The organism is Bacteroidales bacterium (assembly GCA_021648725.1).
Lineage (GTDB): Bacteria > Bacteroidota > Bacteroidia > Bacteroidales > JAADGE01 > JAADGE01.
On record JAKISF010000024.1, the window covers coordinates 1 to 23,331 of the forward strand.

The 23,331-nt window shown below is 29.2% G+C and carries 22 protein-coding genes; 5 read left to right on the top strand and 17 right to left on the bottom strand.

The annotated features are described in order from the left end of the window. A partial coding sequence (locus tag L3J35_09540) for a BamA/TamA family outer membrane protein (GenBank protein MCF6366428.1) occupies positions 1 to 1,540 on the top strand: 1,540 nt, incomplete at its 5' end. Between the two features lie 44 nt (positions 1,541 to 1,584). Here L3J35_09540 and L3J35_09545 read toward each other — a convergent pair. The 7 genes from L3J35_09545 to L3J35_09575 form a co-directional block, all read right to left on the bottom strand. Then, on the bottom strand, positions 1,585 to 1,923 hold the full coding sequence (locus L3J35_09545; protein MCF6366429.1) for a hypothetical protein: 339 nt from the start codon (positions 1,921 to 1,923) through the stop codon (positions 1,585 to 1,587). Positions 1,924 to 1,940: 17 nt separating this feature from the next. Beyond that, complete coding sequence (yihA, locus tag L3J35_09550) at positions 1,941 to 2,537, bottom strand: ribosome biogenesis GTP-binding protein YihA/YsxC (protein ID MCF6366430.1); 597 nt, start codon at positions 2,535 to 2,537, stop codon at positions 1,941 to 1,943. A 119-nt stretch (positions 2,538 to 2,656) separates the two neighbouring features. Further along, the gene (locus L3J35_09555) at positions 2,657 to 4,426 is read right to left on the bottom strand and encodes a hypothetical protein (GenBank protein MCF6366431.1); all 1,770 of its coding nucleotides are present in this window, start codon (positions 4,424 to 4,426) and stop codon (positions 2,657 to 2,659) included. Between the two features lie 69 nt (positions 4,427 to 4,495). After that, positions 4,496 to 5,767: a hypothetical protein gene (locus L3J35_09560; protein MCF6366432.1), complete on the bottom strand. Its 1,272-nt coding sequence runs from the start codon at positions 5,765 to 5,767 to the stop codon at positions 4,496 to 4,498. Next, positions 5,757 to 6,491 carry a type III pantothenate kinase gene (locus tag L3J35_09565; protein ID MCF6366433.1) on the bottom strand — a complete coding sequence of 245 codons (735 nt, stop codon included), beginning with the start codon at positions 6,489 to 6,491 and terminating at the stop codon, positions 5,757 to 5,759. Before L3J35_09565 ends, L3J35_09560 begins: the two co-directional genes overlap by 11 nt. A 145-nt stretch (positions 6,492 to 6,636) precedes the next feature. Further along, a complete protein-coding gene (locus tag L3J35_09570) occupies positions 6,637 to 7,017 on the bottom strand; it encodes a DUF6150 family protein (protein ID MCF6366434.1) in 381 nt (126 codons plus the stop codon). 70 nt (positions 7,018 to 7,087) lie between these two features. Beyond that, positions 7,088 to 7,936 (bottom strand): MBL fold metallo-hydrolase, encoded by an 849-nt coding sequence (locus L3J35_09575; GenBank protein ID MCF6366435.1) that lies wholly within the window; start codon positions 7,934 to 7,936, stop codon positions 7,088 to 7,090. Between the two features lie 31 nt (positions 7,937 to 7,967). Here L3J35_09575 and L3J35_09580 point away from each other — a divergent pair, with 31 nt between their 5' ends. Further along, positions 7,968 to 8,768 (top strand): alpha/beta hydrolase, encoded by an 801-nt coding sequence (locus L3J35_09580; protein ID MCF6366436.1) that lies wholly within the window; start codon positions 7,968 to 7,970, stop codon positions 8,766 to 8,768. Positions 8,769 to 8,776: 8 nt separating this feature from the next. Here the strand turns inward: L3J35_09580 and L3J35_09585 are convergent, their stop codons facing one another. The 5 genes from L3J35_09585 to L3J35_09605 form a co-directional block, all read right to left on the bottom strand. Further along, positions 8,777 to 9,001: a hypothetical protein gene (locus tag L3J35_09585; GenBank protein MCF6366437.1), complete on the bottom strand. Its 225-nt coding sequence runs from the start codon at positions 8,999 to 9,001 to the stop codon at positions 8,777 to 8,779. 101 nt (positions 9,002 to 9,102) lie between these two features. Continuing rightward, positions 9,103 to 9,666: a peptide deformylase gene (gene def, locus L3J35_09590; GenBank protein ID MCF6366438.1), complete on the bottom strand. Its 564-nt coding sequence runs from the start codon at positions 9,664 to 9,666 to the stop codon at positions 9,103 to 9,105. Positions 9,667 to 9,669: 3 nt separating this feature from the next. Beyond that, the gene (gene ruvX, locus L3J35_09595; protein ID MCF6366439.1) at positions 9,670 to 10,083 is read right to left on the bottom strand and encodes a Holliday junction resolvase RuvX; all 414 of its coding nucleotides are present in this window, start codon (positions 10,081 to 10,083) and stop codon (positions 9,670 to 9,672) included. Positions 10,084 to 10,133: 50 nt separating this feature from the next. Next, entirely contained in the window at positions 10,134 to 10,559 is a 426-nt protein-coding gene (locus tag L3J35_09600) for a very short patch repair endonuclease (GenBank protein ID MCF6366440.1), read from the bottom strand. Between the two features lie 51 nt (positions 10,560 to 10,610). Further along, complete coding sequence (locus L3J35_09605) at positions 10,611 to 11,969, bottom strand: hypothetical protein (protein MCF6366441.1); 1,359 nt, start codon at positions 11,967 to 11,969, stop codon at positions 10,611 to 10,613. 59 nt (positions 11,970 to 12,028) lie between these two features. Between L3J35_09605 and L3J35_09610 the strand changes: the two genes are divergently transcribed. The 3 genes from L3J35_09610 to L3J35_09620 are packed head-to-tail and all read left to right on the top strand — an operon-like array spanning position 12,029 to position 14,762. Next, positions 12,029 to 13,306: a DNA/RNA non-specific endonuclease gene (locus tag L3J35_09610; protein ID MCF6366442.1), complete on the top strand. Its 1,278-nt coding sequence runs from the start codon at positions 12,029 to 12,031 to the stop codon at positions 13,304 to 13,306. A gap of 43 nt (positions 13,307 to 13,349) precedes the next feature. Further along, positions 13,350 to 14,183 (top strand): hypothetical protein, encoded by an 834-nt coding sequence (locus L3J35_09615; protein ID MCF6366443.1) that lies wholly within the window; start codon positions 13,350 to 13,352, stop codon positions 14,181 to 14,183. A 3-nt stretch (positions 14,184 to 14,186) separates the two neighbouring features. Next, the gene (locus L3J35_09620; protein MCF6366444.1) at positions 14,187 to 14,762 is read left to right on the top strand and encodes a pentapeptide repeat-containing protein; all 576 of its coding nucleotides are present in this window, start codon (positions 14,187 to 14,189) and stop codon (positions 14,760 to 14,762) included. Between the two features lie 28 nt (positions 14,763 to 14,790). Here L3J35_09620 and L3J35_09625 read toward each other — a convergent pair whose 3' ends face one another. The 5 genes from L3J35_09625 to L3J35_09645 all read right to left on the bottom strand — a co-directional run bounded on the left by L3J35_09625 (position 14,791) and on the right by L3J35_09645 (position 23,190). Continuing rightward, positions 14,791 to 16,071, bottom strand: a complete 1,281-nt coding sequence (locus L3J35_09625) for a DUF1343 domain-containing protein (protein ID MCF6366445.1) — start codon at positions 16,069 to 16,071, stop codon at positions 14,791 to 14,793. A 37-nt stretch (positions 16,072 to 16,108) separates the two neighbouring features. Further along, complete coding sequence (locus L3J35_09630) at positions 16,109 to 17,293, bottom strand: response regulator (protein ID MCF6366446.1); 1,185 nt, start codon at positions 17,291 to 17,293, stop codon at positions 16,109 to 16,111. 163 nt (positions 17,294 to 17,456) lie between these two features. Beyond that, positions 17,457 to 18,542: a response regulator gene (locus L3J35_09635; protein ID MCF6366447.1), complete on the bottom strand. Its 1,086-nt coding sequence runs from the start codon at positions 18,540 to 18,542 to the stop codon at positions 17,457 to 17,459. Between the two features lie 12 nt (positions 18,543 to 18,554). Then, complete coding sequence (locus L3J35_09640) at positions 18,555 to 18,929, bottom strand: response regulator (GenBank protein ID MCF6366448.1); 375 nt, start codon at positions 18,927 to 18,929, stop codon at positions 18,555 to 18,557. A gap of 19 nt (positions 18,930 to 18,948) precedes the next feature. After that, on the bottom strand, positions 18,949 to 23,190 hold the full coding sequence (locus L3J35_09645) for a PAS domain S-box protein (protein ID MCF6366449.1): 4,242 nt from the start codon (positions 23,188 to 23,190) through the stop codon (positions 18,949 to 18,951). Positions 23,191 to 23,331 lie beyond the last annotated feature (141 nt).

Genomic DNA, 23,331 nt, shown 5'->3' on the forward strand with positions numbered 1-23,331 from the left:
TCGGCTGTCCGATAAAATTTGTATCTTTGTTCATATCTTAATTTTTATAGTGAAAAATAAAGATATAAAAAAGTGGGATTTCTCAATCGAGTTTCCCGCTTTTAAAAAGTTTTATCGGACAACAATGATTAAAAATATAAAATTTGCAAAAAAGTTATCTTTACTTGTGTTATTTGCATTATTATTTTATTCTGCAAATTCTCAAGTGAATCATGATTTTTATATTAAAACCGTAGATATTAAAGGTAATAATAAAACTAAAACTGAAACTATATTAAGAGAGTTGACCTTTTCGGAAGGAGACAGTATTTCTAAAAAAGAACTGTTGCAAAAAACAGAAGAAAGCAAAAAAAATTTACAGAACACGCCTTTATTTAATTTTGTAGATATTAATATTTTAAACGATTCGACTTCTAACATTGAAATAGAAATAAATGTAGAAGAACGTTGGTACTTATGGCCGCAAATTGCTGTTTATTATGCCGACAGAAATTTCAGTAATTGGATTAAAAACAGAGATTTTACAAGAACTGATTTCGGAGCCGGATTGGAAAAATATAATTTCAGAGGAAGAAATGAAAAGTTGAGCTTTTATTCAATTTTCGGATATGATGAGGAGTTAATGTTGAATTACAGAGATATATTTATTGATAAAAACAGACAACACTCAATAGGAATATTTTTAAAGCAATTAAAAAGAAAAGAAACAGGTTGCAAAATTGAGAATGATAAATTAACACAAATTAAATTACAGAATGAATATGCTTTAAAATCTTATAGTTTAAGTGTAAAATACAGTTACAGAAAAGATTTTTACAACTCACATTCAATTTATTACGGTTTTGAGAACAGAAAATTATCGGACAGTTTATTATTTTTCAGTCCGGATTATACAGTAAATTCTCAAACTGAAATTAATTACTTCTTTTTAAAATATATTTTTAAACGCGACAAAAGAAATTCCAGAATATTTCCTACGGAAGGGCATTATATCAAAATAACAACTGTAAAAAACGGATTATTTTTATTACCTGAGGATGAGATTAACTCTTTTTATATTAAAAGTGAATTCTCAAAATATACTAAATTATCTGAAAAACTTTATTTAGGAAACCATATTACCGTTAAATTTAAAGCAAATAACAAAACGGCTTTTTTCTTAAATTCGGGCATAGGTTACAATTCAAACATAAGAGGTTATGAGTATTATGTAGTTAACGGAACTAACTTTGCATTAACCAAAAACACATTAAATTTTAAACTTATTCCGAAAAAGGTTATTTACTTAAAAAAAATACCGTTTAAACGCTTTAATAAAATTCATTTTACTGTTTATGCAAGCATTTTTGCTGATGCTGCTTATGTGAAAAATTCTGATATCTCTTACAGTCAAACCAATATATTAGACAATACATTGTTGTACAGTTCGGGGTTGAGTTTAAATATATTAACTTATTATGATGCTTTGTTAAGGTTGGATTACTCAATAAACCACTTAAAGGAAAGAGGTTTTTATTTGCATTTTGAAGCTCCCTTTTAATATTATTTGCAATAATATTAAAAAGGGCTCGATATAAGAAACAGCTAAATTCTGTTTATAAAAACTTCCGTTTTTTCTTTAATTGCAAAAGCTTCAACTATCAGATCAACTTTTTCGTTTATAAAATCATCTTTGCATTTAAGATTTTTAAATTGCTTTAATATCTTACCTGCCAATATATGAGCCTTTTTCAATTCTTGTTTTTGCTCTTCAACAGCTTTATCTTCTATTGTTTTTAAAAAAATTCTATATAATAAATCAGCATCTTTAATAATATCATCAATATCAGGTTCTTCGTAATCGGAATCTTTTAGCTGCTTTGCAAAGTACTTAATATCAAATAGGTACCTGTATGTCTCATAGCTTAATTCTGATAACTTCATATCATTTATTTAAAAAATTAAAATAATTTATTTGTTTTATCAATAAAATCTAAAATTTCATCTTTCCCTCTTTTATCTGTTGCTGAACTTATAAAATATTCAGGCATAGTTTCCCATGTTTCAGCCATATGCTTTTTATAAGTATTAATATTCTTAATTAATTGCTTGTCAGAAAGTTTATCAGCCTTTGTAAAAATTATAACAAAAGGAATGCCGTTTATTCCTAATTGCTCCATAAACTCAGAATCGTTCTTTTGCGGTTCTATCCTGGAATCAATTAAAACAAAAAGATTCAGTAAATTCTCTCTTTTCAAAATATATTCTTTAATAAAGCCTGCCCAATTTTTTCTTGCTTGTTTTGATACTTTTGCATAACCGTATCCGGGCAAATCAACTAAATACCATTTTTCGTTAATAATAAAATGGTTTATCAGTTGTGTTTTTCCGGGTTTTCCTGAAATCTTTGCCAATTTTGTTCTGTTTGTAAGCATATTAATTAATGAAGATTTCCCTACATTTGACCTGCCGATGAATGCATATTCCGGTTTATCCGGTTTCGGACATTTTTTTATGTCTGTGTTACTTATTACAAAATCTGCTGTTTTAATTTTCATGTATTTAGTTTACGAATAGTATCTAAAATAAGTTTCATTATTTTTTTTTAAAATAAAAGTATAAATATAAAAAAGTCCTGATAACTGTTATCAGGACTTTTTTATCAAAAATTCGACAATTAATATCTTGCTTTTGTTGTTTCATTAATCCAACATCCTACCTTAACGGTATTTCCTTCATAAACACCTCTCATAAAACCTTCTTCTTGACTGGGGTATCTTCCGCTGTATTTGTTAATAAGGCCGTTAGCTTCTTTAATTACGTCTTCATCTTTTGAAACAGATTTTGCTTTAATTAATTTATCAACAGCAGTCCAATATACAGTTGCTTTATCAAATGATTTTTCACCGCATGAACCGGCACTTCCTGCATATAGTTTAGCAATAAGAACATACGGTTTACCATAATTTTCTTTTAATCCTGCTGCTTTTAATGCTAATGTTCGAGCTTTGCTTTTTTGGTTTTGAGCAAATGCAACAACTGCACCGTAATAATAATACTCAGCTTTTCTTTCAACATCTTCTTCCCCGTTATATGCTTCTTCAAAATACTTGCCGGCATCAGAATAGTTTTTATTTTTTAATGCACCGAAAGCAATCATTGCCGCAGCATTTGCAGAAGGTTTAAGTTTATATAAATCTTTTGCGGCTTCTAAATAAAAAGGATCTTCTGTACATTCTTTCCATTTTAATATGCCTAATATTTTTTCTAACCATTCAATATTTGTTTTGTTTTCATCAAAAGTTTCTTTGAAGGCAGGAACTAAATATTCACATTTTGAGAATTCTGATTTTGCAAATCTGGCTGTTACATATTGAGAAACCTTATTGTTATTATCAACTATTTTTTGCCAATTTTTTATTTTCTTTTCATTAGGTTTTGATTTCTTTTTTTCTTTCTCGATGTAACCTGAGTATTTATCAGTACTTGCCTTAAGAAAACCTGTTGATACATTATAGTCGTTAACTAATTTTTCAGCTCCTATTTTTTCAGCCTTTGTCATATCCATACTTACATCAAAGAAAGTTTTTATTATTGTAAAACGAGATTTTTCTTTTTCTGACATAACAGAGCTTTCAAGAAGTTTATATGCTTCGCTTAAAGCAGTATCTTTTCTGTATTTATACAGGTAACTTCCTTTTTTGCCTTCCGAATATGCTTTTCCGTATTTTTTTGAGTTTCCGAAATATTCAATTCTTTTGTCATATATATATAGTAATGTATCAATCCAAAGTTCTCTTTCTGTTATTAATTCTTTTTGTTTTTTAACAAATTCTTTTGATTCGTCAAACTTTTTTGCTTCATAAGCTTTCTTTGCTTCATCTCCTACTTTTTTAGCTTCATTTGTAACCGTTTGTATTTTCTTTCTCATTAACACATCACCTTGCGAATATAAACCGGAGAATGACATCGGGTAATAAGTCATTAGTTCTCTCCAAAAACTGCACGCAGCTTTATAATCTTTTTGTTTCATTCGCATTTTAAAGTTAGAATATTGTTGAATACAATCAATACTGTCAACTCCCCACTTATTTTTATCACTTAAAAAAAGTTTCATATCAACAATATATTTCTTAATTTTTGCTTCTAAAACTAACAATTGATTATTTTTTTGAAGTGATTTTAATTCCTTGTCTTCAAAAATTTCTCCTCCGTCAACAGGGAAACCTCCGAATTTAAACATTTCAATTTCATCTACGGCAGTATTAAGTTTTTTATATTGACTTCTGAACATCTCAATATTATTATCTGTTACTTTTGTATTTCCGTTTGGTTTTAGATTTCCGAATAATTCAGGAAATTTTTGTTTAAAAACTTCATCTGCTGTTTGAGCATTAATATTAAATGCAAACAATAAACTTACAATTACAATTACATACTTTTTCATCTTTCTTGTATTTTTGATTCTTTTTTACTTTTGTTAATATTATTATTTCATTAATTATGCCGGTTTTTCTTAGAAAAATTTTCTTCTTACAAACCAACGGTCACTCATATTAAAATTCAGATTTATATTATAATAAGTTTCTTTAATAAGATTATTTTCTGTTGTTCCTCTTTGTCCCACCCCAAAGGCAATATTAACTTTTGTTCCGATTTTAGTCGGAATTCCGATACCGAAATTAATACCTAAATCTTTAATTTGTGTATTATTAATAAATAAGTTTGAATTTCTGTAATAACCGCCGAGTCTGTAATTTATAGTTTTGAAATACTGTTTTGATGTATAATCATTTGTATATTCAACCCCAAAAGAAAATTTAGAGCTATTTGTTAATCCGGTTTGATTTTCTCCGAACATTAAGATATCTTCCCATTGGCTAACAGCATAGTCAAAACCGATTATAAATTGCTTTGAAATAAAAGTAAATCCTGCACCGTAAGACATTGGCAACCCTATTTGTCCTGAACTGATTGTATCATTAAGAATAGTATCTGAAATACTGGTAATTCCTCCTATAGTTAAAGTCCTGTTTGAATATTTAAATATTTCAGCTTTTAAATCAGTTTTGTTTTCAAAAAAACCGCCTATTGTAAAATTGTATTTTTTGAATAAAGAATCACTATATTGAATTCCGTATTTAAATCGAAAATCTTTAATTTTAACATCTTCAACATCAAGTAAAGAAGAGATATAATTAACATCTGTCATTAATGACTCAATTCTTTTACTCAATGTTCCGAAATAATAAGAGGCATTAAACCCGACAGATAAACTCTTATATTTCAACGAATTGCCAAAATACACCTGAGAAATTCCTCCGTTACCGATATAGTGATTTTCAAATTTTGATGTATAATCATCAAGAGTGACGGAGTCTTGCGTTTGTATATTATATCCTACATTGCTGACAGGGGTTAACCCAAAACTTACTCCCCAATATTTATTTGCTTTGAATGCTGCATTTAATGAGGATAAGCCGAAATCATAGTTAGTTATTTTTGAATTTTCGGTTGCATAATCAGTTCTTTGAGATTTTATGCCTACTTGAAAAAGAAAGATGTTTTGAGGAATTGCAGTATATGAGGCAGGGTTATTTATATTTATTTCAAAAGGTAATCTTAAACCGTAAGAAATTCCGCCCATCCCTATTGATCTTCCCAGCGATTGATTTGCAATTTCTCCAATTCCGTATCGAGAATAAGGTGAACTTGTATTAACTTGTCCTGCTGCCTCAAAAATTAACAAAAACAGAAAAATTGTTATAATCGGAAATTTATGTCGCATTATATTCAAGTATTATGTTTAAACCCTTCAGTACAATATTCGGGTCTGTAAATATTTTATTTTTTATTCGTTTTTCAAAGAAATATGTATCACCTCCCGTAAAAACGACTTTTAACTCGGGGTACTTTATCAAATATTTCTCAATATATTTTTCAACTTCATTTAATATTCCGTTTTGTACACCGGTAATAATTGACTCATTTGTGTTTTTCCCTGTTAAACTGTCAATATTTTCATCAATTGTAAGTTTTGGTAATTTTTTCGTAAAATAATGCAATGCTTCATATCTCATATTTATACCGGGAGAAATACTGCCGCCTAAATATTCATTGTTTTGATTTATAAAATCAATTGTTAAAGCTGTTCCTGCATCAAAAACTAAAACGTCGGTATTCGGAAAAATATTGCTTGCTGCAATAACTGCTGCAAGTCTGTCTTTACCGAGTGTTTCAGGTGTTTCATAAAAATTTTTTATCGGAACTTTTGTTTTATGATTTAGTTTTAAATAAAAATCAAAGTTTTCAGATAAAAAATTATCTAATTCAATAAATTCAGAACTTACACTTGATAAAATAACTTTTTTTACTGATTGTTGCTCTGTTAGCTTCTTAATTTTATCTGTAATCTCTTCACACGTTTTAAATGAAGACAAATGAGAAATCTCCCCCCTTCTGAACAATGCTGCTTTTGTATAAGAATTTCCTAAATCTAAAATTAAGTTCATTAATAAAGAACAATTGAAATAAATACTATATTTCTAAAAAGTTGCGAAGATAAAAAAAGACATTGAAACAGAAAAAAATCAATGTCTTTTAATTGCATTTTTTATTAAAAAAGCCGAAAAGCAAACCAAAATTTTAAAAAATGAATTAGTACAGTAAATGAGTTTTAGAATTATTATTCCATCCTGCTTGATAATCATAATCAACAAAATAAATTTTTAAATCTGCCTGATAATCATAGTCTGTAAAAAAAATCTTTTTATCGGCTTGGTAATCATAATCAGTAAAAAACCAAATTCCGTCTTTATTTGCCTGATAATCATATTTTGATTTAAAAACTTTTAAATCGGCTTGATAATCATAATCGACTACATATACTTTTATATCCGCTTGATAATCGTAGTCAACTACAAAAACTTTTGTTCCGCCGTTAGTTTTATTAATGTTTAAATTATTTTTTTTTGAAGGAACAAATGAAGAAATAAATAATGCACCTAAGAAAAACAGGATAATGTATCGAATTTTCATAATACCTTTTTTAATTAATAAACATTTCAGTAAATATAAGATGCTAAATTGAATCGATTTCCATAAAAAATTAGTTATTTCTTATAAATTCTTGCAAGCTGTACATTTCATTTGTTTTTACACCTTTCTCAGTTTCAATTAAATTGCAACATTCGTTATATAAATCGTGTTCAAAAAATATTGTGTAATTATTTTTTACTGCATCATCAAAAAATCGTTTTTTATCATTCAAGGTAATTAAAGGTTGTGTATCGTAAGCCATAATATAAGGCATGGGAATATGAGCAGTTGAAGGAAATAAATCGGCACCGAAAATTATTTTCGTATTATTATATTTTACGTAAGGAATAATTTGCCCTATTGTATGCCCGTTAAAAATTTTTATTTCTATACCGGGTAATAATTCTCCTTCGCTTTCAATTAAATTAAGTTGATTGTATTCTTGCAAAGCTGAATAATTTTCAGGTAAAAATGATGCTTTTTCTCTTCTGTTAGGGTTATTTGCAAGTTCCCAATGAGTTTTACTGACATGATATATTGCATTAGGAAAAGTCGGAGCAAGTTCTTTGTTTTCGCTATATTTTACTGCTCCGCCTACATGGTCAAAATGCAGATGTGTTAAAATTACGTCTGTTATATCTTCATAAGTAAAACCATTTTGCTTTAATGATTTTTCCAGAGTTTCATTTCCGTCAGGAAAGTAATGGTTAAAAAACTTATCACTTTGCTTGTTGCCCATTCCGGTATCAATCAGCACCTTATGCGTATCAGTTTCGACAAGCAAACATCTCATAGCCCAGTTACAAAGATTATCTTCATCGGCAGGATATACTTTCTGCCAAATAACTTTCGGCACAACCCCGAACATTGCTCCGCCGTCTAATTTTAAATTTCCTGTTTCAATTTTGTATAATTTCATGTATTGCTTACTTTTGAAGAAATAAAATATTATGAAAAAACAAATATATAAAAATAATAAAAATATATTTTACAAAGACGAGGGAAAGAAAAATGACAGTACTATTATTCTAATTCACGGTTTTTTGGAAACATCTGATACTTGGACAGATTTCAGCAAAGAATTATCAAAAAAAAACAGAGTTATTTCAATTGATTTACCCGGACACGGAAACAGCGATTTGCACGAAGAACCTTACACAATGTGTAAATATGCCGAAGCAATAAAATATATAATTGATGAAGAAGAAACAGAGAAAGCATTTATTATCGGTCATTCAATGGGAGGTTATGTTGCGTTGGCATTTGCTGATAATTATCCGGACAGATTATCAGGATTGTGCTTGTTTCATTCAACACCGTTTGCTGATGGTGATGAAAAAAGAGCAGCTCGAACAGAAATGATTAAGCAAATTGAAAACGGAGAACTAAATAATATATGTTCTGTTCACTCAAAGGCTGTATATTCAAATGAGAATAAGAGTATTTTTGCAAAAGAAATTGCTTATGGTGAAAAAATTGCAAAAAGTTTATCCCCTGAAAGTGTAATCGCGTCTCTTTTAACTATGAAAAACAGAGATGACCGTTCTCATATCGTAGAAATCTCAGATGTTCCTTTTCTGTATATTATCGGCAAAAAAGATAACTTCATTCCTTTTGATGTTATAAATGAAATTGATTTTCCGGAAGATTATTTAGTTGCTGTTTTGGATAATTCAGGACATATGGGAATGGTTGAAGAAAAAGAAAAGTCATTAAAATATATCAATGACTTTTGTGAAAATTATTTGTAAATTTTAACTTACATATCTTTTATTATATCTTCTGCGGTTCTGTCATCATTCGGCATTAAATCAGGATTTGGCTTATAGCCTTCTTTTACCAATTGGAATCTTTTGCATCTGTTTCTTCCTGTTTCTCCGGAAGTGCAATATATTCTCATATATATTTCTTGTGCTTTTTTACTTGCTAACATTTCGCCTCTAAATAAAGGACAATTTTCAGTTTTAGGACAGTTTTTACTCATTTTAATTCAATTATAATTATGAGTATAGTTAATATTACAAAAATCAAAATTACAAAGTAAAGTGGTACATATTTAATGTTCAAACAAAAACTGTACAATTTTCACCTGAACTTTTCTCCGAGTATAAATTTATATCTTTTATTAAAATTTCCTTTTGCAATATTTGCAAGTCTTCTTTTTAAAAATTTCTTTCGTAATGCTGATACTTTATCAGTAAACAATATACCGTCGAGATGATCATATTCATGTTGAATAATAACTGCTGCCATTCCTTCCAGCTTTTCTGTTATTTTTTCGAAGTTCTCATTATAATATTCAATTGTTAAACTTGTGTGCCTTTCAACATCTTCTCTTACTTCGGGAATGCTTAAGCAGCCTTCTTCCGAGCGTGTTTTCTTAGTAGATTTTTCTATAATTTGAGGATTTATAAAAGTTCGTTTAAAATCTTTTAATTCAGGAATATCCTCTGCCATCGGTTCTGCATCAATTACAAAAAGCCTTATTGCTTTTCCTGCTTGCGGTGCTGCTAAACCGACACCTTCTGAACTATGCATTGTTTCGTGCATATTTTCAATAAATTCTTTTAAACCGGGGTAATTTTCATCAATTTCAACGGCTTTTTTTCTTAGTACTGATGAGCCTATTATATGAATCGGGTATATCATCTTTTATTTTTTTGACTCCATAAAGGATTGTAAAATAATAGTTGCACTGATTTTATCTGTCAATGCTTTGTTTTGTCTGTCTTTTTTTTTCATTCCTCCTTCAATCATTGCAATTTTAGCTAATTTTGAAGTGAAGCGTTCATCATATATTTCAACGTTCAAGTCGGGGAATTTTTTTTGTAGCTTCTTTAAAAAAGGATTTACATATTTTAAAGATTGTGCTCCTTCGTTTTTTAAGGTTAAAGGGTACCCTACTACAATAGTTTCTACATCTTCTTCTCTACAATACTTCTCTAAAAAAGAAAAAATATCTTTTGAGTGAACTGTTGTTAAACCGTTTGCAATAATTTGCAAGATGTCGGTAACGGCTATTCCGACTCTTTTTTGCCCGTAATCTATTGCTAAAATTCTTCCCAAATTTGAAATTTTGAAATGCAAAATTATAATTTTCTTTTAAATACGGAACTTTAATACTTTGATTTTCTTGTTTGTATTGCCTTTTCAATAATTTGCAAACATTTTTGCGTGTTATTTAATATTTCTTTACCCCAAAATCTTAACACAATCCAGCCTTGTGAAATTAATGCAGCATTTACTTCTTTATCTCTTTGAATATTTCTTTCAATTTTTTTATGCCAAAATTTTTGATTAGATTTTATTTCTGACCTTTTTGTATCCCAGTTTTTACCGTGCCAAAACTCACTGTCGCAAAATATTGCTATTTTATATTTTCTAAAAGCAAAGTCCGGTTTCCCTAATATGTTTTTTACTTGTTTTCTGTAACGCAACCCCTTTGTCCACATAGCTTTTGCAAGCACATCTTCAATCTTAGAACCTGACGACTTAACAGCTTGCATATTTTTTCGCCTTTGCTCGGGGCTGTGCTTATCCATTAATTGTACAATAATTGTAATAATAGTTTCTTTAATTATTGCAAATAACTTCTATTCATTAGCTTTAAAAAAAGATTCTATTGCAACATTTCCTTCTTTTATAATTGAAACAGGCGGATATGTAATAGGATTGTTTTGCAGAATAATACCGTCTTCATTTGCATCGAAGTTAATTTGCAGGTTTAATTTTAAAATAAAAGCAGGTAAAAATTCCATATTATTGTTTGATAAATCAATTTCTTTCAGATTTTTTAATTCAGAAATTGCAACCGGTAACAGTCTTATAAAGTTATCTGCGAGTGAAATTGTTTCAATTTGTTTTAATTTATTAATTGAATCAGGTATTTTACTGATAGCATTCATCCCCAATTCAAGATGTATAAGATGTTGTAAGTCACAAATTTCCTCAGGAATTGTTTCAATTTGATTTCCCATCAAAAGCAAAACCCTTAAATTTTGCATTTTATTTATATCTTTCGGTATTTCAATAAGTTTTGTATCAATCATGCTCAACTCTTGCAAATTTTCTAACTCAGTTAAAGCTTTCGGGAAATTTACAAGTTTATTACCTGCTAAATCTAATTTACGAAGTGTTTTTAACTTATTTATATTACTCGGAAGTTTTGTTAATTTATTATAATCAAATGCAAGAGTTCTGATAATACTTAAATTATCAATAGTTTCGGGAATAGTTGAAATTTGATTAAAGCCTAAATTCAAAAACTCAAGCTTTTCGGAAGAAAAAATACATTCGTTAATTTCAGTTATCCTATTATCTGTCATATACAACCTGTACAAAATAGGTAATTTACACAAAACTTCGGGGACTTCAGTAAATTTGTTATTGCTTAAGTCTAATTCTTGTAAATTATGAAGATTTGAAAAATTTTCAGGAAGCTTACTTAAATCGCATTGCGAAATATTCAAATATGATAAATTTGAGTAGTTATTTATACATTCGGGAAGTTCATTAAATCTGTTTTGGCTTATATTTAATTCTAATAAATTTTTAATATCTTTTATTTCACAGGGTAACTTTGTAATATTGTTATTTGTAAGTATTAAAGTTTCAAGTTTTTCAATACTCGCAACTTGCATCGGAAATTTCTCAAAACTGTTATGTGCTAAATTTAAATATCTAAGGTTCTTTAGCAATTTCAAATCGTCGGGAATTGATGAAATATTGTTCTCTTCCAAAGACAATTCTTGTAAAGTATCAATTTCAAAAATTAATTTAGGTATTTCGGTTAATTTTGCTCCTGTTAACTTTATTTTAATAATTTCATCTTTCTCATTTACTTGAAATCTGCCAAATTCATCAAAAATCCAACCGTCAATATTAAACTTGCAATTTTTAAACTTTTTTCCGGTTAGTTTTTCTAAATTTGTGATTTGATTTAAAGTTGACATTTTTACGATATGTTTGATGTTGACGAAAGAAATATTTATTGTAAAATTACATATATATTATGAAACATAAAAAGCTTAGATTAATTTTCTTAATTATTTTTTTATCAAGTATAGGTATTGCACAAAATAATGAAGAAAAAATTGACAGTATTAAGCGTATAGTAAAAAAAGTTGAACTTGAACGAGAACTGTTATTGTCTGAAATAAAAGGAATCAGACTAAATATAATTCAAAAAGACCTATTGGAAAACGGTATGCCCGCAATAAAGGAGGGAGAAGAAATAATTCATCATTCGGCATTATCTTTATCATATAATGAGAAACACGAACAAGCTAATTGGGTTGCCCATATTATTACACCCGACATTAAAGGGAAAGGTTTTTCCCGAACAAATGATTTCAGAGAAGATACAGCCGTAAAAACCGGTTCATCTTGCGAAAAAGATTTTTTCCTGAAATATTTACAAGCTGACAGCACATACAAATATGACGGATTTGGTTATGACAGAGGGCATTTAGCTCCCTCGGCAGATTTCAGATGGTGCAAAGAAGCCATGAGCGAATCTTACTATTATTCAAATATGTCACCGCAGCGTCCGGAATTTAACAGAGAAATTTGGGCAAAACTAGAGAGCTTTATAAGAGAGTATGTTGCCGAAAGCGATGAAAAAGTATATGTTGTTACCGGCGGTATTTTAAAAGATGACTTGAAAAAGATTGAAAGAGGTGTTAACAAAGTTAGTATTCCCGAAGAATTTTATAAAGTTGTTCTTGATATTGACGGAGACTCAAAAGCAGGAATAGCTTTTATAATTCCTAATGAAAAATGTGAATATCCTGTTATTAGTTATGCGGTATCAATTGATGAAGTTGAAAAGAAAACAGGAATTGATTTTTTCCCTGCATTATCCGATGATATTGAAAATAAACTTGAATCAAATTTTGATGTAAAACATTGGCAAACCGAAAACAGAAAGAAAAACCTGGCACCAATAAACAGAAATAAATTACCTAAGAATGCAATAAACACAGTTCAGGCAAGATCTTATTTTGACAGCAAAGCAAAAGTTTGCGGAACTGTTGTTGGTGTTCACGAAACTAAAAGCGGTAATATTTTCTTAAATTTTGATCAAGATTTTCCGGAGCAACTGTTTTGGTGTACAATCTGGAAAGATAATATTGTAAATTTCAGTTATAATCCGGAAGAATATCTTTTAAATAAAAAGATTTGCATTAAAGGAACAGTAAAGAAAAAATACGGGAAACCCTCAATGAGTTTATATAATGATAACCAAATTACATTATATGACGAAGAAATGGCTAAAAAGAGAAAGTAATTGTACTGCGAATTAAGTAATATCAAAATCATATTATTATAAAATGCAATATTTCAAACAAGCAGCCGAAGCAATAAAAAATGCAGATGCATTAATAATAACAACAGGTGCAGGTATGGGAGTTGATTCCGGTCTGCCTGATTTTAGAGGCAACTCAGGCTTTTGGAAAGAATATCCCGCAATTTCACACCTCGGAATTTCATTTTCTGAAATGGCAAACCCTCGTTGGTTTGAGGAGAACCCAAAACTTGCCTGGGCTTTTTACGGACACAGGTATAACCTTTATAATGAGACTGTTCCTCATAAAGGTTTTGATATGTTATTGGAACTCGGAAAAGCAAAAACTTATGGTTATTTTGCATTTACTTCAAATGTTGACGGGCAATTTCAACATGCCGGTTATTCCGATGAATTTATCGAAGAAGTTCACGGTTCAATAAATCACATGCAGTGCAGTATTCCCTGCACATCTGAGATTTGGGAAGCAACGGATTTACACATTGAAATTGACAAAGAACTTTTTGAATCCCAAGAACCTTTGCCGAAATGTCCTGAATGCGGAGCAATTGCTCGCCCGAATATATTGATGTTCGGTGATTGGTCTTGGTTATCACAAAGATCAAACGAACAAAACACAAATTTTCATCATTGGTTAAATAATTTGAAAGAAAATTCTGCAAAAACTATTATTATTGAAACGGGAGCCGGAAGAGCCGTGCCTACCGTAAGAATGAAATCTGAACGATTAGCACAAGATTTTAATGCAACATTAATTCGTATAAATCCTCGTGATTTTCAAATTCCCTCTTACATAAAAGGTGTTGAAGTTCAAACAGGAGCTTTGCAAGGAATTGAAAGGATTATTGAATATTTGTAAATTATGGATGACTTTTTTACAGAAAACAAAACGTTCAATTTAATTGATTTCTCAAAAGAAGAATTAAGGAAAGGAGAATATGAAAATTGCACTTTTGAAAATTGCAAATTTGTTAACTGTAACTTATCAGAATTTAGTTTTGCTGAATGTGTTTTTGAAAATTGTGATATAAGCAATGTCCTGGTTATAAATACAATATTCAGAGATGTCAGATTTGAAAATTGCAAAATGTTAGGTTTGCGATTTGATGATTGTAATAAATTCTTATTGTCTTTTCAATTTATTTCTTGTCAATTAAATTTATCTTCGTTTTATAAATTAATGCTGAAAGAAACTTATTTTTCAGAATGTAATTTGAGTGAAGTTGATTTTTCCGAAGCAAATTTTTCTCAAAGTAAATTTAGTGATTGCAATTTATCCGGAGCAATATTTGAAAATACGAAACTTGAAAAAACTGATTTTATTTCTTCATACAATTATTCAATCAACCCTGAAATAAACCGGATTAGAAAAGCAAAATTTTCATTTCCCGGAATAACCGGACTATTGGATAAATATGACATTGAAATTGTTAATTGATTTGCATCAAAACAGTTCATATTACATCCTACTGAAAATCAACATATAATAAATATTTTTTTCGCAACTTCTTATAATTATCTAAATCTTTTTGCCAAGTTTCTCTGATTTGCTCTTCGGTCATTCCTTCAATAATTTGCTCTGCCAACTCTCCGTTACCTGCTAACAAATTAAACCAATTCTTCTTTGTAATAAATTCATCTTTATTTTTAAACTTATCGGCAAAATCAATGATGTATTTTAAAGTAAAATAATTATTCATTTCCTCTTTTCTTAAATCAATACCGTAGCAAATTTTATTCTCTTGTATGGGGTTCATTTGCATTCCGGTAATATCCTCAGGAACAAAAGTGAAAGAACCGAAAGACTTATCGGGATAACCTATTACCTGAAAAGGAAAACTTGTCCCCCGCCCTATGCTTACATCTGTTGCTTCAAAAAAGCACAAAGAAGGATACAGTCTTACAGACAAATCATTAGGCAAATTCGGTGAAGGTTTCACGGGCAAAGACCAAGATTTTGAATGATCGTAATTCTTTACTTTTACAACTTCCAAATCACATATTATTCCGTTCTTTAGCCAGCCTTCTCCGTTTATCATCATTGCTAATTCACCAACAGTAAGACCATGTACAACAGGTATTTGATGCATCCCCACAAAAGATTTATATTTTAATTTAAGAACAGGTCCGTCAACATAATCGCCGAGAGGATTTGGTCTGTCCAATACAATAAATTTCTTGTTATTTTCAGCACAAACTTCCATCATGTAATGCATACTGCTGATATATGTGTAAAATCTGACACCGACATCTTGAATATCAAACATAACAACATCTAAATCTGCTAATTGTTCTTTTTTAGGTTTACGGTTTTTACCGTACATTGCAATTATAGGAAGCCCTGTTTTCTCATCAATATTTGAATTAAAATGTTTACCTCTGTCAATATTTCCTCTGAAACCGTGCTCCGGAGCAAATATTTTAACAATATTAATATCTTGCATCAATAAAAAATCAACAAGATGAATATTGTTTACAAGAGCCGATTGATTAACAACTAATCCTACACGTTTGTCTTTTAAAAGATGTATATACTTATCCGTACATTCGGCACCGGTTAAAATTGTTTCTGTATCAGATATAACTAAAGGTGTACGTTTTTCAATATCGGAAATTTCAGGCAGTATTTCGTTAAATTCATTTTTAACAAAAATGTGCTCTGTTGCCTTAGGGGAACACGATGTAAAAAGAATAATAACAATTAATATGACAGAAAGCCTAATGTTAAGGTAGTTTATAAACAACAAAATCAAAGAAATTAATATGTAATAAAAAACAGATTATTTAAAACTTTGCCAGTTCTTCCTGAAATTTCTGATTTGGCATGGTAGAATCATCTTTCTCTCTGTATTTATCTTTTAAACCGTCAACAAAATACATATCAATATCTCCTTTATTTTTTACTGAAATTTTACCTCTGTAAGTACAATTAAAAAAGTCTTTTATGTATTCATAGGTTACTCCGGATATATTCACTTTTCCTGCTTCGCCGGATGATTCTAATCTGCTGGCAGTGTTAACTGCATCACCCCAAATATCATACGCAAACTTTTTGCTGCCGATAACACCAGCAACAACTTTGCCCGTATGTATTCCGAGCCTTAAACTCCAACCGGTTAAACCTTTTGCCACTCTTGATTCATTATATTCTTTCATAAACTTTTGAATCTCTAAAGAAGCTAAAACAACGTCAATCGGGTTACTTTTATTTCTTAGCGGCAAACCACCTACAGCCATATATGCATCTCCGATTGTTTTAATTTTTTCAATAAAATGATCTTCTGTTATTTCATCAAACTTGCGAAAATATACACTGAGTTCTTTAATAATCTCTTCAGGTTCTAATTCGGAAGATATTTTAGTAAAACCTACAAAATCTGTAAACATAATACTTACCATACGATACTTCTTGGCTTTTACAGCTCCTTTATTTTTTAATTGTTCGGCAATTTCATACGGCAGTATATTTTGCAGTAGTTCATCTGTTTTATTTTTTTCAATTTCAAGTTGGTTCTTTTGTCGTTCAAGTTCATTTGATTGTTGCTCTAAATCTCTTGCTTGCCCTGTTATTCCTTCAATTAACTTAAATAACGACAAAATTGACTTAACCCTGACAGTTAATTCTAATCTTTCAAAAGGGACTTTTAAAAAATCAGCAGCACCGAACATTACGGCTGTTTCAATATTTTTATTATCATTTGAAATAACAATAACCGGAATTTGTACAGAAATATCAATTTCTCTCAAATCAAAAAGAATATCAAGACCTTTTGTATCATCTTCATAATTTATATCTAATAATATTATATCGGGTTTATATTCTTTTATAATATCAAAAGCTTCGCCTGAAATCTTTGAAACAAGAATTAAATATGACTGAACCTCATCGGTAAAGCTTTTTTTAATAAGCCCTATAACATCTTGATTGTCAGATATAATAAGTATAGTATATTCAGCGTGATTAATCATCCGTTCTTAAAACTGAAAGTTATTATTAAAATTAGTAATTGTTACTACAAATATTTTGCCTCTAATGTAGATATTGTAAATTGATTTTAAAAATTCAATTTATATATTTTTAAGTTTTAAGTTTTCAATCAACAAATAACAACAATACACACAAAAAGGGATATTACTTTACGAAATTATTTTTTATTGCAAAAGCAACAAGAGAGGCTGTGTTACCTGTGCTTGTTTTTAATAATAAATTGGCTCTGTGGTTATCAACTGTTCTGTTGCTGATAAAAAGTTTTTCGGCAATTTTTACATTTGTAAAACCGTCGCATATAAGTTGTAAAACTTCTAATTCCCTTTTTGTCAATTTTACTTTTTCTTTAATTTTGTTTCGATTTGTTTCTTCGTCGAATGTTAAAATATTTTTGATATTAAGAATTTCTTCGGCGATTTTTTCTTTTCCGGTTGATAACAAAAAATCTACAATTTTTCGAAACTCATTGTTTTCGATATTATAAGTTTTTGTATTTTCAGAAGCATTATTAATTTGTTTTACGGTTCCGATAAGAGAGCTCCGGTTTCCTATTTCAATATGTTTTGCAAAAACATCAATAAAAACAGCTTTTTTAGTTTTGTTGATAAAAGAAATTTTCAATTGGACCGAGTCGTGTATTTTATTAAGAACGGATTTTAATTTTGCCAATATTAATTCGGGATCATTAATAATAATTTTACTCAAAGAGATATTGTTTAGTACTTGTTTTGAGTATCCGGTTATTTCTTGCAATTTCTCGTTAATAAGAAAGAAATGATCTTCTTTAAATATAAAAATACCTATGAACGGATTATGCAGAAGTGATTCAAATTCTTTTTTATGGGTATTTTTAAGGTGTTCATGTTTTTCAAGTCTTTTTTTTACACAAAACAAAAGGTTATCCATTTCCAGAGGTTTTGTAATGTAATCGTCAGCACCTAATTTCAGACCTGCTTTAAAGTCCTCCACTTGAGCTCTGGCTGTTAAGAAAATAAAAGGGGCGGAATATGAAGGAATTTTCTCAATTGTCTTAAGCACCTCATAACCTCCCATCTTAGGCATTTCTATATCGCATATAATTAAATCCGGACTGTGTTGTATTACCATTTGAACACCCTCTACTCCATTCTTTGCAGTATAGGTTTTAAAGCCTTCAAATGTTAAAAAGTCAGAAACCTCTTCCAAAAGTGGAGCAAAATCGTCAATTATTAGAATTCTTTTTTTCTTCATACTGATATTCTCTTATTTGTTACCAATCAAGATTAATTTAATTTTATTTATTAATATTTCTGAGCTGACAGGTTTGATTATGTATAAATCGTTATTTAGACATTTTGCTTTTTCGACAGCAGTTTTTTCTGCTTTAGCCGAAAGGAATATAACCGGAATATCTCGTGTTTTTGGATTCTTTCTGATTTGCCGGAATAGTTCAAATCCGCCCATTTCGGGCATTACAATATCAGTTATCACTAATTTTGGTCTTAATATTCTTATTTCTTCAAGACCGATTTTCCCGTTTTTTGCTTCTGTAACATTATAGCCTTCCATTGACAGTATATCACATATTTCTTCTCTAACGGCTATATTGTCTTCGACAACTAGTATTTGATTTTTCATAATATATATTGATTAGTGATTAACTCTCAATAAACTGTTCTGATATGTTACGGAATCTGATTTGTTGTTGTTTTTGTAATATTATCGTAAATTTTGTTCCTTTTCTTTGGTCGCTTTCTACGGTAACATCACCTTTTAGTAATTCTACAGATTCTTTTACTATGGCAAGTCCGAGTCCTGTTCCTTGTATTGTTTCAACATTTCTTCCTCTTCTGAATGGATTAAAAATGCTTTTCAGTTCTTCTTCTTTTATTCCGATTCCTTTGTCTATGACTTCGAATTTGATGTCTTTTTTGTTTACAGATACATTAAATATTACTTCATCGGCATCAGGCGAAAATTTTATGGCATTACTCAGCAAGTTTATAAAAATATTTCTTAGAATCTTTGTGTCTGAGGTTATTATACATTTATTTTTATTGCATTTGAAATTAATCTTATGAGAGTTTTTTGTTGCTATTATAACATCTTCAATGATAGTTTCAAGTTCTTCTATCATATCAATTCTTTGCGGGTTGTATTTAATTTTACCGTTTTCTATTTTTCCTATTGTCAAAACGTCTTCAAGTAATTTAGTCATATGGTTGACTTGTGTTTCAATTTTTTCGGCTTTTTTCAATATTTTTTCCTTTTCGGCTCTGTCGTAATATTTTTTTACAAAACCGGCTGCAAATTTTATTGCTGACAGAGGTGTTCTGAATTCGTGAGAAGCCATTGATACAAACTGTGATTTTAATTCGCTTAGTTCTTTTTCTTTTTCCAGTGCTTCGATTAATTTATGTGTTCTTTCTTCAACTTTCTTTTCTAAATCCGCTTTGTATATTTCTCTTTCTGTAATATCTTGTGCTATGCATATTATACGACTTACGTTTTCGTTTTCATCAATTTGTGTTGTGCTGCTTATAAGCATTCTTATAAGTATTCCTTTTTTTGTTTTTATATCTAATTCTTCGTTTGTAATACTGTTACCGGATAAAATATAGCTCATTAAGTTAGAAAACACAGAATCTTCTCGTATAATAAAAATGTCTTTAAAGTGTTTGTTTTTTACTTTATTTCTGCTGTGCCCCGTAAGCATTTCGGCGGCATTATTCCATTCTTTAATTTTTCCGAAAATATCTATTCCGAAAATAGGAAGGTTTATGCTGCCTATTAAGCTGAGATATTCTGATTTAGTTTGAATTTGTTTTCTTTTAGCTCTCATATAAGACGAGATATCTTTTATTATAACCAATAACCTCGGCTCTACCCCTTTGTATATTCTTCTGAAATTAAGTTCTATCCAAACTTCTTTATTGAAGTTTGACGTTCCTTCTATAAGTCTTTTTTCCGATGAGCCGGTTTTTATGCATTCTATGGCAATATTAATAAGTTGAAGTTTTTTCCAATTTCTTTTTTCTCTGAAATTTTGGTTTAAGATACTTTCGGTATCAGTCCCGAGAATTGTTGCATAATTATCTGAAACAAAAACACATTCTCCGTTTCTTTTGTATATGGCATAGCCCAGTTCTCCGACATTGATTATTTGCTTATTAAGTTCGTGTATTTCTTGAAGCTCTTTTTCTTTTCTTTTTTCTTCCGTAATATTTTCAACAATTCCTTCAAAATATATATCTCCTTTTTCGTCTTGCAATTCAACGACATTTTCTCTTACATATTTCAGTTTATTTTTTTTATCTTTCCATATACTCTCAAAACCTGTAATATAACCGTTCTTTTCTATGGTGTTTTTAATTTTTAATCTGTTTACGGTAACATCACAGTCTGTTTCAAGGTTACAGTTTTTAATTTCAGAAAAAGAATTATATCCCAGTATTTTACAAAAAGCTTTATTTGCTTTAACTATTTTACCGTTTGGGGTTGTTCTGTACATTCCCAATATTGAGTTTTCAAAAAGCAAACGAAAGTGTTTTTCCGATTTTATCAGTTTTTCTCTTATTATTTTATATGCAGTTATGTCTTCTTTTACGGAAACAAAAAAAATTATTTCTCCTTTGTCATTGATAATAGGTTTTATACTTGCTTTTTCCCAGTATAATTCTCCGTTCTTTTTTCTGTTGCAAAATTCCCCGTTCCAGGTATAACCGAGAGTAATGGTATCCCATAATTTTTTGTAGAAAGTGTCTGTTTGTTTTCCTGACTTTAAAATTCCGGGGGTTCTTCCTATCACATCTTTGGCTGTATAGCCGGTCATTTCCGTAAATTTGGGATTTGTATATTTTATTTTTCCGTTAGTATCTGTTATTATTATACCTACCGGGCCTTGTGTTACTGCAGCTGATAACAACCTAATTTTTTCTTTCGTTTTATTTTTTTCTGAAATATTATTTACAAATGCCAAAATTACTTGTTTATTACCTTTTTTAACTAATTTCAGATATACAGATACGGGATATTTTTTATTGTTTAAGGTTTTATGTGATGTTTCAAAATAAACCTCTTTATTAGCTTTAAGCTTTTTAAGATATTTTATGTATGTTTTTTTATTTTGACCTGATTGAAAATAGTAAATTTTATGTTTTAAGATATCAATATTTGATATTCCGAGATTTTTATACGATTTAGAATTTGCATACATTATATTAAAGGATGAAGGGTTTATAATGTAAACTTCATTTAATCCGGTTTCTAAAGCACTCAATAGGTCAAGTCGTTCATTTTGCAATGATTTTAATTCTGTAATATCTTTATATAAGCATAAGTAGTCAGTTGTTTCATTATTATTTATTTTAGAGAATGTTCCCAGCAAGTACCTGTAATCACCAGGAAAAACGACTTCATTTTGAAAACATCCGTATTTGTCTGCATATTCGTGTCCGCACCAACTACAAACTTTTTCAAAACCGAAAAGTGCCTTATAGCAAGTTACTCCGTTTTCTTTGTATCCAAACTTATTAACCGCTGCTGTGTTCATGTATTGCAATTTTTTATCTTTACTGCAAATTGTAATAATATCCGGATTTGCATTCAGTATTGAGCGATATTTCTTTTCACTTTCTTGAAGAGCTTTTTGTTTTTTAATATTTTCACTTATATCGTAAACAATTACTTCGAAGTTTGTTGTTTCTCCGTTTTTTTGTATAATGAACGTGCTGCCTGTTACCCATTTTATGGTTTTGTTTTTTGTAATAATCCTGTAAGGCTTATGATTTATTCTTATACTATTGCCTGTATTATTTGTTTTAATTTCATTTTTTAAGTAAGGCATGTCTTCTTTATATATTATATCCTCAAAGGTTATATTTTTATTAATAAAGTCAGAAATCCGATAACCGAAATTTCTGTATATATTATCGGAAACATAAGATACAGGCCATCCCGGTTTATTCTTCAAAGAAAAAGAAACAATAGGACTGTTGTTAATAATATCTATTTTTTCTGTAAGTGCTTTTTGTGTTTTTTTTTGTTTTATTATTTTATCAAATAATTTGATGTTTTGTTCCAAGTAAGTTTTATTCCGTTTTTTTAAGGTTTCTTTTTGCTTTGAGATTTTAGTGTGATAATAGTGTCGTTCAGTAATTTCTCTTGATTTGATTATTATATATTTTTTATTGTTAATTATTATAATGTTTGCAATAAAGTCAAAAAGAATAAATTTACTATTTTTATTATTGGGGATATTAACGGATATTTTTTTTCTTATTTTTTTTTCTTTTAATATTAGGGTTACACACTCAATTATTTCTTTTTTTGGAATATGAGGCACTATTTTGTTTAAAGGGCTGCCTGTTATATCTGCTTTTTTGAATTTAAATACTTTACTTACGGCATTATTTACTTTCTTTACTACAGGCATTTTGTCTTTTGCAACATCAACTATTATAATAGGGTCTTCAAATTCTTCAAAAATAAATTCGAATTGTTTCTCTCCGAAAGTATCGATTGTTTTATTTTGCTTTAAAGCCCTTTTAATAGTTGGCAACAGACGTATTAAATCTTCTTTTAGAATATAATCTGTAATGCCTTTTTGATAAAGTTTCTCAATTGTTTTGTCGGTTAAAGGATCTGTAATAATGATAAAAGGGATGTTATTTTTATACTGTAAAATAATTTCTGAAATATTAGAATTTAAAAATTCTGAAAAATTACAGCCTAACAGTATAATGTCTGGTTTAAAGGTGTTTAAAGTATTTTTTAGTTTATGTAAACTATGTACATATTCAACAAAATACTTAAAATCCGATTTCTTCAAGTAGTGTTCAATTTTCAGAATTTCAGTTTTGTTATTCTCTACAATTAAAATTTTTATTGTGCTGTTCATTTTTACATTAATTTATTAAACTTTTCAAAGTTATGTTTTTAAAACAATATAATTTTAGGTGAATCTACTCAAAAAACATTAAAGATAAAAGTAAGTATTTATACCTATTTCTGATAAATTTAAGAAAAAAAAATGATTTTT